Genomic DNA, 12,516 nt, shown 5'->3' with positions numbered 1-12,516 from the left:
TGATCCATGCGGAAACGCCCTTGAGTTCAAGGCTTTCAAGGATATGAGCCAGCTCTTCGCCAAATAACAACATGCCAAGCTGTACTACCTGCGTGACCTGTCGGGTAAAGCAGCTCGCATCAAGGAAAAACTGGCTTAAGTCCAGCTTCCGATGCAGAAAAAAGCAGCCTACGGGCTGCTTTTTTGTTGCCTGCGATTTAGTTTCGTCATGTGCGATTGAGCGGTTTCAGGTCTGGTGTCGACCAGGATGCGATTCATGAGGCGCCGTCAACCTCAGGCTGGATCAGTGCCAGCAACGTCCATCCCGCAGAAGGTTTGTGCGTGCTGTCGGGTGTCACTACATGCACCCAGCCGCTGTCATCACGCAGGAACAACAACGTCGCCCGATCCCCGTGCAGGGCCTGGTAATCATCCCAGCCGAAACCTTCGGTCAATGTCGTGCTGTACAGCTCGACGCCGTGGCTCAGTTGACTGGCGATTTTTCCGTAAGTCAGCGCTTCACTGCCCAGTTGATTACTGCGCAGTTCCAGGCTGGTCCGGTGCTTGTCGGTGCGGCGGCTTTCCTGGCCGCTGGTCAGTCCGAACATTCGCTGGTGGCCGAAATCATGCCGAAAACGCATCAGTGCCAGCGTATTCATTTCCCCCGACGGTGATAACGCAAGCAAGTGTCCGAGTCCGACCAGGTCCAGATGAGCATCGGCGTGTTGCGAGGCCGGGTTGCCAAAATAGGTCGGCAGGCCCTCCATACGGGCTGCACGGATATTTTCCCAGCTCGAATCGGTGAGTAGCACCCGGCTACCCAGTTGTTGCAGCGCTTTACCCAGCGTGCGTGCGGGGCGATTGGCACCGATGATCAGGAAACCGCTCGGTGCTGGCTCGGCTACTTTCAGCAGGCGTGCCAGCGGCCGTGCCGTTGCGCTTTGCAAGACCACTGTGCCGATGATCACCGCAAAGGTCAGCGGCACCAGAAGCAACGCTCCTTCGTGCCCCGCGTCATCCAGGCGAATGGCGAAGATTGCCGAAACGGCTGCCGCGACAATGCCACGGGGGGCTATCCACGCCAGTAGTGCCCGTTCGCGCCAGCTCAGGTTCGAGCCCGCCGTGCAGAGCAGCACATTCAATGGCCGGGCGATGAACTGGATGATCAGCAGCAGAATCAGGACCAGCGGGCCCAGGGCGATCAAGGCGTTCAGGTCCAGGCGCGCTGCCAGCAATATGAACAATCCGGAAATCAGCAGGACGCTGAGGTTTTCCTTGAAGTGCAGGATATGCCGCACATCGACGCCCTTCATGTTGGCCAGCCATACACCCATGAGCGTTACGGCCAGCAGGCCGGATTCGTGCACGGCTTCATCGGCCGCTATGAAGATACCCAATACTGCCGCGAGTGCCGCCAGATTTTGCAGGTATTCAGGTAGCCAGTGACGGCGCATCAGGGTGCCAAGTCCCCAGCCGCCGGCTACACCGAACAGGCAACCGCAGAAAATCACAGCACCGAAGGTCAACAGGCTTTGCTTGAGTCCCTGGTCGTCAGCACTGGCGATGATAAAGCTGTAGACCACCACCGCCAGCAATGCGCCGATCGGGTCTATGACGATCCCTTCCCAGCGCAAGATATTGGAAATCGATGCCTTGGGGCGCACGACGCGTAGCATCGGGATGATGACGGTCGGCCCGGTGACCAGGGTCAGGCTGCCAAACAGAATGGCGAGCATCCAGTCGAAACCCATCAACCAGTGTGTGACCACTGCGATGATCACCCAGGTCGTGAGGGCGCCGAGGGTCACCAGGCGGCGGACAACGCTGCCGATCTCGCGCCATTCCGACAAGTGCAGTGTCAGGCTGCCTTCGAACAGGATCAGCGCAACAGCCAACGACACCAGTGGCATGAGCAGGGGGCCGAACATCTCCTGCGGGTCAAACAGGTGCAGCACGGGGCCGACCAGAATGCCGGTCAGCAGCAGGAACAGAATCGCCGGTAACTTGAGGCGCCAGGCCAGCCATTGGCACATCAGCGCCGCCGCCCCGATACCACCGAGTGTCAACAGTATCTGCTGTTCGCTCATTGCACCTTCCTGTTCCTTGAAATGGCAGGCTATGAAAGACTAGCGGCCGTTTTGGTCGTCCTCCCGATTTTTTACATGCCGTTTGAACTCCCTGCCTGAGTGCCCATGCCTGCCATCGAACATCCATTGATAGACCAGTTTCTCGACGCCATGTGGTTGGAAAAAGGCCTCTCCGATAACACCCGCGATGCCTATCGCAGTGATCTGGCCTTGTTCAACGGCTGGTTGCAGGAGCAAGGGCTGGAACTGATCGCCGCCGGGCGCGAATTGATCCTCGATCATCTGGCCTGGCGCCTGGAGCAAAACTACAAACCCCGTTCCACGGCGCGGTTTCTTTCCGGTGTTCGGGGGTTTTACCGCTACTTGCTGCGGGAAAAACTGATCGCCATCGATCCGACCTTGCGGGTGGACATGCCTCAACTGGGCAGGCCGCTGCCCAAGTCGCTGTCGGAGGCCGATGTGGAAGCACTGCTGGCGGCACCGGATTTGAGCGAGGCGATCGGCCAGCGTGACCGGGCGATGCTCGAGGTGCTGTACGCCTGCGGTCTGCGGGTCACCGAACTGGTCAGCCTGACGCTGGAGCAGGTCAATCTTCGGCAAGGCGTGCTGCGGGTGATGGGCAAGGGCAGCAAGGAGCGTCTGGTTCCCATGGGCGAAGAAGCGATCGTCTGGGTCGAACGCTACCTGCGCGATGGCAGGGCAGAGCTGCTCGGCGGTCATCCCAGCGATGTGCTGTTCCCGAGCCTGCGCGGCGAACAGATGACCCGCCAGACGTTCTGGCACCGGATCAAGCATCAGGCCAAGGTGGCCGGTATCGGCAAATCGTTGTCACCACACACCTTGCGCCACGCGTTCGCCACTCATTTGCTCAACCATGGCGCCGACCTTCGGGTGGTGCAGATGCTGCTGGGGCACAGCGATTTGTCCACCACCCAGATCTATACCCACGTCGCCAGGGCACGCCTGCAGGATCTGCACGCCAAACACCACCCGCGCGGCTGACTGTAACCCTGTAGGAGCGAGCAAGCTCGCGATGAGCGCAAGGGCGCCGCTGGGTGTCAGATGCCCAGCGTCATCGTTGGCGACCATCGCGAGCTTGCTCGCTCCTACAGGGGGCGAAATGTCTTGCGTCAGGCGCATTCGGTCACGCCGACCTTATGTGTTAGGCTTGGGCGGTTTGCACGATGGGCGGTTCATGGTCGGATTTCGTACCGGTGGCCTGATCGTCTCATTTGTCCGCCTTCAGGAGTTCTCATGCGTCTGACCCAGATTTTCGCCGCCGCCGCCATTGCGTTGGTCAGCACCTTTGTTGTCGCCGATGACGCGGCCGACAAGGCCATCCGTAAAAGCCTGGAAAACCTCCAGCTCGAAGTGCCGGTAGAAACCATCACCGCCAGCCCGTTGCCCGGCCTGTATGAAGTCAAACTCAAGGGCAGTCGCGTCCTGTACGCCAGTGCCGACGGCCAGTACGTGGTTCAGGGCTACATGTTCCAGCTCAAGGACGGCAAGCCGGTCAACCTGACCGAGAAGACCGAGCGCCTTGGCATTTCCAAGCTGATCAACGACATTCCGGTCGCTGAAACCGTGGTGTACCCGGCCATTGGCGAAACCAAGTCGCACATCACCGTATTCACCGACACCACCTGTCCCTACTGCCACAAGCTGCACGCTGAAGTGCCCGAGCTGAACAAGCGCGGCATCGAAGTGCGCTATGTGGCGTTCCCGCGCCAGGGCCTGGGCTCGCCGGGCGATGAGCAGTTGCAGGCCGTGTGGTGCTCGAAGGACAAGAAAGCGGCCATGGATCAGATGGTCGAAGGCAAGGAAATCAAGGCTGCCAAGTGTGATAACCCGGTGTCCAAACAGTTTGCCCTCGGCCAGTCGATTGGCGTGAATGGCACACCGGCCATCGTTTTGGCCGACGGTCAGGTCATTCCGGGCTACCAGCCAGCGCCACAAGTCGCCAAACTGGCGCTGAGCGCAAAATAAGTTCGCATCGTCACGGCAAGCCTTGACGATCATGGTCCGGTAGCGACATCGCCGGGCCATTAATAGAGAGCCGCGAATCGCGGTTGTTTTCACGGCCGGCCTCGAGTCGGCCGTTTTATGGGGAGTTCACAGTGAAACCGGTCAAAGTAGGCATCTGTGGGTTAGGGACCGTCGGTGGCGGTACCTTCAACGTACTTCAGCGTAACGCCGAGGAAATTGCTCGTCGTGCCGGGCGTGGTATCGAAGTGGCACAAATTGCCATTCGCACGCCAAAGCCTCAGTTCCAAACGACCGGTATTGCGATTACCAACGATGTCTTCGATGTGGCCACGAACCCTGAGATCGACATCGTCATAGAGCTGATGGGCGGCTACACCGTTGCCCGTGAGCTGGTACTCAAGGCCATCGAGAATGGCAAGCATGTGGTCACCGCGAACAAGGCACTTATCGCTGTTCACGGTAATGAGATTTTCGCCAAGGCTCGCGAGAAGGGCGTGATCGTTGCGTTCGAAGCGGCCGTGGCCGGCGGCATTCCGGTGATCAAGGCGATCCGCGAGGGCCTGTCTGCCAACCGTATCAACTGGGTCGCCGGTATCATCAACGGCACCGGCAACTTCATTCTCACGGAAATGCGCGAGAAGGGCCGGACCTTCGAAGATGTGTTGGCTGAAGCCCAGGCCCTGGGTTATGCCGAAGCCGATCCGACCTTCGACGTCGAAGGCATCGATGCGGCGCACAAGCTGACGATCCTGGCATCCATCGCATTCGGTATCCCGCTGCAGTTCGACAAGGCCTACACCGAAGGCATCACCAAGCTGACCACCGCCGACGTGAATTACGCCGAAGCCCTGGGCTACCGCATCAAGCATCTGGGCGTGGCGCGCAGCACCGCGGCCGGTATCGAGTTGCGCGTACACCCGACGCTCATCCCGGCCGATCGCCTGATCGCCAACGTCAACGGGGTGATGAACGCGGTGATGGTCAACGGCGACGCCGCCGGTTCGACCCTGTTCTACGGTGCCGGTGCCGGTATGGAGCCGACCGCGTCTTCAGTGATCGCCGACCTGGTGGACGTGGTTCGCGCCATGACGTCCGATCCGGAAAACCGTGTTCCGCACCTGGCCTTCCAGCCTGATTCGCTGTCGGCTCATCCAATCCTGCCGATCGAAGCCTGCGAAAGTGCCTATTACCTGCGCATTCAGGCCAAGGATCACCCGGGCGTACTGGCCCAGGTGGCGAGCATCCTGTCCGAGCGTGGCATCAATATCGAGTCGATCATGCAGAAGGAAGTCGAGGAGCACGACGGCCTGGTGCCAATGATCCTGCTGACCCACCGCGTACTGGAGCAGCACATCAACGATGCGATTGCCGCCCTGGAAGCCCTTGCGGGCGTGGTCGGTCCGGTCGTTCGGATTCGCGTCGAACACCAGAACTAAGCCGATATCGTTCACCGGGCCAGCCTGCTGGCCCGGCAATACGAACACAGATCAATGGAGTCAGTCATGCGTTACAACAGTACCCGCGGCCAGGCACCGGCCCTGAATTTCGAAGACGTCCTGCTGGCAGGTCTTGCCACCGACGGCGGTCTGTACGTCCCTGAAAACCTGCCACGCTTCACCCAGGAGGAAATCGCTTCCTGGGCCGGCCTGCCGTACCACGAACTGGCCTTCCGGGTGATGCGCCCGTTCGTCACCGGCAGCATTCCGGATGCCGATTTCAAAAAGATCCTCGAAGAAACCTATGGCGTATTCGCCCACAACGCCGTGGCCCCGCTGCGTCAACTGAACGGCAATGAATGGGTCCTGGAGCTGTTCCACGGCCCGACCCTGGCGTTCAAGGACTTCGCCCTGCAATTGCTCGGTCGCCTGCTCGACTACGTGCTGGAAAAGCGTGGCGAGCGTGTGGTCATCGTCGGCGCCACCTCCGGTGATACCGGCTCGGCCGCCATCGAAGGCTGCAAGCGTTGCGAAAACGTCGACATCTTCATCCTGCACCCCCACAACCGTGTGTCCGAAGTGCAGCGTCGGCAGATGACCACCATCCTGGGTGAAAACATTCACAACATTGCCATCGAAGGCAACTTCGATGACTGCCAGGAAATGGTCAAGGCCAGCTTCGCCGACCAGGGCTTCCTCAAGGGCACGCGCCTGGTGGCGGTCAACTCGATCAACTGGGCGCGGATCATGGCCCAGATCGTTTACTACTTCCACGCAGCCCTGCAATTGGGCGGCCCGGCGCGTTCGGTGTCGTTCTCGGTACCGACCGGCAACTTCGGCGACATCTTCGCCGGTTACCTGGCGCGCAACATGGGCCTGCCGATCAACCAGTTGATCGTCGCCACCAACCGCAACGACATCCTGCACCGCTTCATGAGCGGCAATCAGTACGTCAAGGAAACCCTGCACGCCACCTTGTCGCCGTCCATGGACATCATGGTGTCGTCGAACTTCGAGCGTCTGCTGTTCGACCTGCACGGTCGCAACGGCGCAGCGATTGCCGGGTTGATGGACAGCTTCAAGCAGGGCGGCGGTTTCAGCGTCGAGCAGGAGCGCTGGACCGAAGCGCGCAAACTGTTCGACTCGCTGGCCGTGGATGATGCGCAAACCTGCGAAACCATTGCCGAAGTCTACGAGCAAACCGGTGAAGTGCTGGACCCGCACACCGCCATCGGCGTCAGGGCCGCACGGGAATGCCGTCGCAGCCTCGATATCCCGATGGTCGTTCTGGGCACGGCTCACCCGGTCAAGTTCCCGGATGCCGTGGAAAAAGCCGGTGTCGGCAAAGCGCTCGAGCTTCCAGTGCATCTTGCCGATCTGTTTGAGCGCGAGGAGCGTTGCACCGTCCTGGCGAATGACCTCAAAGCCGTACAGGCCTTTGTCAGCCAGCATGGTAATCGCGGCAAGCCTCTGTAACCGCAAGTGCCTGTCACACGTTGAAGCCCGTCGCCTGACGGGCTTTTTCGTTTCTGCGACTGGCCATCGGTGGGGAAGTGCATCCGACAGACGAGACAAGGCTGTTTTTTCCCTGTCATCTTCGTGATGCATGCTCGATCAACCAGACAAACCCGTACACCTGTAGGAGCGAGCACGCTCGCGATGGATGACGGAGCACCGCGGGGTATCAGGCTGCCAGCGTTATCGTTGACGTCCATCGCGAGCGTGCTCGCTCCTACAGGCGGGTGGGTAGGTAATCAGAACTTTCTTCTCGGGCCGGCGGTCATCTGCTGTAGATGCGCCCAAGGCACTTCGTTTTCGGACTATTGAATGGTGATCGAGATGGAAAGTATCAGTCTCTTGCTCGGTGAGGCTCTGAGCCCGTACCAGGTGACGTTGACCCCGTCAGGCATTCGTGGCGAATGCCGGGTGACATTGAAGAACTCCACTGGCGTCGTAGTGGTCGATCGAGAGTTCAACCAGGCTCAGTTGAGCGATAAGCGTTTGCTGACCGACGTCGTTGATGGACTGCATCGCGATGTGCTGATTGCAGAAGGGCGCCTGGAGCCCTGTGTGATCGCGGCATTGCGCAATGTTGCTCAAGACAGGTTGCTGGCTGGCCGAAATTGAATTGCCAATTGTAGGAAACTTCCTGGGCTCAGGTCAGTCAGACCCTTTAACAGCGGGATCAAGCATTGTGCTCCGGTGCTTGTAGCTTGCTGCTACGGGTCTACATGCAGACCACGTTTAACCCCGAGTCGTCTCCCCACTTCTCGGGGTTTCTTTTTGCCCGGGATTTTTCATTGCCCGGCCTGCTGCTCGAAAAACTCTCGGGAAGCCTTCAAGTATTCTTCGCGACTTTCCGGGTCGAGCCAGGCGGCATAGGCCTCGCTCAACGGTTCGCGGGGCAAGGCGCGCAGCAATTGGTTGATCTCGGTGATCGCTTGCCGGCCTTGGGGGGTGTTGGTGCAGCCGATGTAACCGGACAGGTATTTGCCCGTGCCGCGAACCGGGTAGAACTGCAGTTCATCTTCCGCGATCCCTTGCTGCTCTGCCTGGTAGCGGATCTCCGGGCGATAGCCCAGGAGCAATTGCAGGCGTCCCAGGCGTTGCATTTGCAGCAGGCTGCCCAAGGCATCGTTGCCGTAATGGAGGGTCAGCGCCTTGGGCGGCGCCTGCTTGAGCAGGGTATCGAGGTATTCGCCATAGTTGCGTTCGGCGATGATCCCAAGTGTCACGCTACCGGTAGCCAGCAGCGCTGCCAAATCCACCTCGCCGTCCTTGAGGAAAGGCCCCAGTACGTCGTGATCGGCTCGCCGTACCGCCAGGCCATTGCTCATGGCGCGAAAAACCGGGATGGAAAACGCGATCCACGCTGCCCGCTCCTTGCTCCAGTTAAGCGCCGCATCGCATGTAAGGGATGATTCATGGAGCATTTGCAGGCCGCGCGCGCGGTTGACCCGCAATACGCTGTGTTGATACTGAGGCATGTTGGCCATCAGCCTGGTTAACAATTGATCGATGACCCCCAAGCCCTTTTTCGATCCTTCGAAAATAAACAGAGGGGGCAAATCGCGCTTGAGCCAGACCAGGGTTTCCTTGGGATGCGCAGATGCCGAAGGCGCCAGCAGGGTGATCAGGAGTGTGCAGGTCAATGCACACAGCGCCCGCCCGTTGTGCCACAGGCGGTGCTTGATGGTCCACGCTGCCAGACGCTTGAGCTCAGATGGCCCCGTCTTTGCGCAGTTGCTGGATCTGCGACGCGTCATAGCCAAGTCCCTGGAGTACCTGAGCGTTATGCTCGCCCAGTTGCGGTCCGACCCATTCACAATCACCGGGTGTCTCAGAGAGTTTCGGCACGATTCCCGGCATCTTGAAGGCTTTGCCATCCGGCAGCCTGGCCTGCAGGAACATTTCCCGGGCGAGGTATTGCGGATCGCTGAACATGTCCTCGGCGCTGAAGATCCGGCTGGCAGGAACCTCCGCCTGGTTCAGGTGCTCAAGCACGGCGTCCAGCGGCAGTGATTTGACCCAGCGATCGATGACGCCATAGAGCTCGTCGCGACGGCTGTCACGGCCGTCATTGCTGGCCAGTTCCGGGTCATTGGCCAGGTCTTCGCGGCCAATGATCAGCATGAAACGTTTGAATATGGCATCGCCATTGGCACCGATCTGCACGTGCTTGCCATCGGCGCTGGTGTGGATAGAGGAGGGCGTGATGCCGGGCATGATGTTGCCGGTGCGTTCACGGATGAAACCGAAGACATCGAACTCCGGCACCATGCTTTCCATCATGGCGAAAATCGCTTCATACAACGCGACGTCAACCATTTGCCCCTGGCCGCCATTGACTTCGCGGTGACGCAGGGCCATCAACGCACCGATCACGCCCCAGAGCGCGGCAATCGAGTCGCCGATGGAAATCCCGGTGCGCACGGGTGGCCGGTCCTCGAACCCGGTGATGTAGCGCAAGCCGCCCATGGACTCGCCGACAGCACCGAACCCCGGCTGATCTTTCATCGGGCCGGTCTGGCCGAAGCCCGAGAGTCGCACCATCACCAGTTTCGGGTTCAGTGCATGCAAGGCCTCCCAGCCCAGGCCGAGTTTTTCCAGCACGCCGGGGCGGAAGTTTTCGATCAGAATGTCGGCTTCACCGAGCAGTTTTTTCAGGATGGCCAAACCGTCCGGATGCTTCAGGTTCAGGGTCAACGACTTTTTATTGCGTGCCTGGACGAACCACCAGAGCGAAGTGCCTTCATACAACTTGCGCCATTTGCGCAGCGGATCACCGCCGTCCGGGGATTCGATCTTGATCACGTCTGCGCCGAATTCAGCGCAGATGCGCGAGGCAAACGGGCCGGCAATCAAGGTGCCCAATTCGATGACTTTCAGGCCTGAGAGCGGTTTGGCAGTGAGCGACATACGAGATCCTGTAGGACAAGGGATGGAGCGAATACAGACTTTTAACATAGCCGACTGTCAGGCGGCCAAGCCAGATCGCTTACTACTCGTTGATTGATGGCTGCTTCGGTTAGACTTGCCGCCTTTCCACGTATCAAGAAGCCCGTTCATGGCCCAGCCGTCCACGACCTACAAGTTTGAACTGAACCTGACCGACCTCGACCGCAACATCTACGAGAGCGTCAAGCAGACCATCGCCCGCCACCCTTCGGAAACCGAAGAACGCATGGCTGTGCGCCTGCTGGCCTATGCCCTCTGGTACAACGAGCAGCTCTCGTTTGGCCGGGGTCTGTCGGAAGTCGATGAGCCTGCCTTGTGGGAAAAGAGCCTGGATGACCGCGTCCTTCACTGGATCGAAGTCGGCCAGCCGGATGTCGACCGCCTGACCTGGTGCTCGCGTCGTACCGAACGCACCAGCCTGCTGGCCTACGGCAGCCTGCGCGTCTGGGAAGGCAAAGTGGTACCGGCGGTGAAAAACCTGAAGAACGTCCACATCGCCGCCGTGCCGCAGGACGTGCTGGAAACCCTGGCCCAGGACATGCCCCGCGTCATCAAGTGGGACGTGATGATCAGCGACGGGACGGTGTTCGTCACCGACGACCGTGGTCAACACGAAGTCCAGTTGCAGTGGCTGGCTGGCGAGCGCAACTGATCGTTCGCCGCTCATCCGCTTCACCTGGTTTAATCCTGCGTACTTGAGAGAAGCACCCGTCACCCCATGCGTATCGAACCTCGCCAGTTGCCCGAAACCCTGCCATTCCTTGGCGATATTCCACCCTTGTTGACCCGGTTGTACGCGGCACGGGGCGTGCAGTCGGAGGTGGAACTGGACAAAAGCCTGGCGAGGCTGATTCCCTTCCAGCAACTCAAGGGAATCGATGCGGCGGTGGACCTGCTGGTGACAGCGCTGGAACAGCGTCAGCGCATCCTGATCGTCGGTGACTTCGACGCCGACGGCGCAACGGCCAGCACCGTCGGCACCCTGGGCCTGCGCCTGTTGGGGGCGGCCCATGTCGATTATCTGGTGCCCAATCGGTTCGACTACGGTTACGGCCTCACGCCGGAAATCGTCGCGGTGGCGCTGGAGCGCCGGCCGCAGCTGTTGATCACTGTCGACAATGGCATTTCCAGTGTCGACGGCGTGGCGGCGGCGAAGAAGGCCGGGCTCAACGTACTGATCACCGATCACCACTTGCCTGGTGACGCGTTGCCTCAGGCCGATGCGATCGTCAATCCGAACCAGCCGGGCTGCGATTTTCCGAGCAAGGCATTGGCCGGTGTCGGCGTCATTTTCTATGTGTTGATGGCCTTGCGTGCGCGATTGCGCAGCTTGGGCTGGTACGCAAACCGGTCGCAACCGAACATCGGCGAGTTGCTTGATCTGGTGGCGCTCGGCAGTGTCGCCGACGTGGTGCCGCTGGATGCCAACAACCGTATCCTGGTGCATCAGGGCCTGGAGCGCATTCGCGCCGGCCGTGCCCGGCCGGGGATCAAGGCGATACTCGAAGTGGCCAGGCGCGACCACGCGCGCATTACCTCGACCGACCTGGGATTCATTGTCGGCCCTCGCCTGAACGCGGCAGGGCGGCTGGACGACATGAGCCTGGGCATTGAGTGTCTGCTCACCGAGGATGCCGGCCTGGCCCGCGAAATGGCTACGCAACTGGATGGCATGAACCAGGACCGCAAATCCATCGAACAGGGCATGCAGCGCGAAGCGTTGGCCCAGCTCAAGGATCTGCCGGTGGAGTCGATGCCGTTTGGCTTGTGCCTGTTCGATCCTGAATGGCACCAGGGGGTCATCGGCATCCTCGCCTCGCGCATGAAAGAGCGTTACTTCCGTCCAACCATTGCCTTTGCCGATGCCGGAGACGGTTTGCTCAAGGGCTCGGGGCGTTCGGTGCAGGGCTTTCATATTCGTGACGCACTGAGTGTGGTGGCGGCCAAGCACCCTGATCTGATCACCAAGTATGGCGGGCATGCCATGGCTGCCGGCCTTACATTACCGCAAGAAAATTTTCCTTTGTTTGCCCAAGCCTTCGATGCCGAAGTGCGCCGACAACTGCGTGAGGAAGACCTGACCGGACGCCTGCAGTCGGACGGCACGCTGGCGGTCGAGGAGTTTCATCTGGAGTTGGCCCGTGCCCTGCGCCATGCCGGCCCCTGGGGGCAGCACTTCCCCGAGCCGTTGTTTCACGGGGTGTTTCAACTGGTCGAGCAGCGTGTGGTCGGCGAGCGACACCTCAAAGTGGTGCTCAGAAGTGAATGCGGTTCGGTCAAGCTCGACGGCATTGCCTTCGGCATCGACCGTGACATCTGGCCGAACCCGACCATCAAGTGGGTGGAGCTGGCCTACAAGCTCGACGTCAACGAATTCCGTGGCAACGAGTCCGTACAACTGATGATTGCCCACATCGAACCGCGCTGACCCGCGTTCCCCCTGTAGGAGCGAGCACGCTCGCGATGGAGGACTGAACACCGCGGGGTATCAGGCTGCCAGCGTAATCGTTGACGTCCATCGCGAGCATGCTCGCTCCTACAGGAGGAAGGGGAAGGGGGCGACATCCCCC

General features: G+C 60.2%; 10 protein-coding genes and 1 pseudogene. 8 read left to right on the top strand and 3 right to left on the bottom strand.

The annotated features are described in order from the left end of the window. Positions 1–73 precede the first annotated feature (73 nt). Positions 74–139 (top strand): annotated as a pseudogene (locus ACQKP2_RS23440) (50S ribosomal protein L19); the annotation flags it as partial. 115 nt (positions 140–254) lie between these two features. On the opposite strand, the gene ACQKP2_RS23435 reads toward ACQKP2_RS23440, so the two are convergent. Beyond that, on the bottom strand, positions 255–2,066 hold the full coding sequence (locus ACQKP2_RS23435) for a cation:proton antiporter (RefSeq protein ID WP_427579864.1): 1,812 nt from the start codon (positions 2,064–2,066) through the stop codon (positions 255–257). Between the two features lie 105 nt (positions 2,067–2,171). Between ACQKP2_RS23435 and xerD the strand changes: the two genes are divergently transcribed. The 5 genes from xerD (at position 2,172) to ACQKP2_RS23410 (ending at position 7,615) form a co-directional block, all read left to right on the top strand. Then, positions 2,172–3,068: a site-specific tyrosine recombinase XerD gene (xerD, locus tag ACQKP2_RS23430; protein WP_427579862.1), complete on the top strand. Its 897-nt coding sequence runs from the start codon at positions 2,172–2,174 to the stop codon at positions 3,066–3,068. Between the two features lie 252 nt (positions 3,069–3,320). Continuing rightward, the gene (locus ACQKP2_RS23425; RefSeq protein WP_427579860.1) at positions 3,321–4,052 is read left to right on the top strand and encodes a thioredoxin fold domain-containing protein; all 732 of its coding nucleotides are present in this window, start codon (positions 3,321–3,323) and stop codon (positions 4,050–4,052) included. A 131-nt stretch (positions 4,053–4,183) separates the two neighbouring features. Further along, positions 4,184–5,488 carry a homoserine dehydrogenase gene (locus tag ACQKP2_RS23420; protein WP_427579858.1) on the top strand — a complete coding sequence of 435 codons (1,305 nt, stop codon included), beginning with the start codon at positions 4,184–4,186 and terminating at the stop codon, positions 5,486–5,488. Positions 5,489–5,554: 66 nt separating this feature from the next. Next, positions 5,555–6,964, top strand: coding sequence for a threonine synthase (thrC, locus tag ACQKP2_RS23415; RefSeq protein ID WP_427579856.1), 1,410 nt, complete (start codon positions 5,555–5,557; stop codon positions 6,962–6,964). 363 nt (positions 6,965–7,327) lie between these two features. Next, on the top strand, positions 7,328–7,615 hold the full coding sequence (locus ACQKP2_RS23410) for a DUF3509 domain-containing protein (RefSeq protein WP_427579854.1): 288 nt from the start codon (positions 7,328–7,330) through the stop codon (positions 7,613–7,615). Positions 7,616–7,785: 170 nt separating this feature from the next. Here the strand turns inward: ACQKP2_RS23410 and ACQKP2_RS23405 are convergent, their stop codons facing one another. Both ACQKP2_RS23405 and ACQKP2_RS23400 read right to left on the bottom strand, forming a co-directional pair. Further along, complete coding sequence (locus ACQKP2_RS23405; protein WP_427579853.1) at positions 7,786–8,754, bottom strand: TIGR02285 family protein; 969 nt, start codon at positions 8,752–8,754, stop codon at positions 7,786–7,788. After that, complete coding sequence (locus ACQKP2_RS23400) at positions 8,708–9,907, bottom strand: CaiB/BaiF CoA transferase family protein (RefSeq protein ID WP_427579851.1); 1,200 nt, start codon at positions 9,905–9,907, stop codon at positions 8,708–8,710. The genes ACQKP2_RS23405 and ACQKP2_RS23400 overlap by 47 nt, the downstream gene beginning before the upstream one ends. 148 nt (positions 9,908–10,055) lie before the next feature. Between ACQKP2_RS23400 and ACQKP2_RS23395 the strand changes: the two genes are divergently transcribed. Further along, positions 10,056–10,598, top strand: coding sequence for a YaeQ family protein (locus ACQKP2_RS23395; RefSeq protein ID WP_427579849.1), 543 nt, complete (start codon positions 10,056–10,058; stop codon positions 10,596–10,598). A 66-nt stretch (positions 10,599–10,664) separates the two neighbouring features. Beyond that, entirely contained in the window at positions 10,665–12,374 is a 1,710-nt protein-coding gene (recJ, locus tag ACQKP2_RS23390) for a single-stranded-DNA-specific exonuclease RecJ (protein ID WP_427579848.1), read from the top strand. The last annotated feature ends 142 nt before the right edge of the window (positions 12,375–12,516 follow it).

Source organism: Pseudomonas sp. NPDC089569 (assembly GCF_050280625.1).
GTDB lineage: Bacteria > Pseudomonadota > Gammaproteobacteria > Pseudomonadales > Pseudomonadaceae > Aquipseudomonas.
This window is presented reverse-complemented; position numbering and strand designations above follow the sequence as displayed.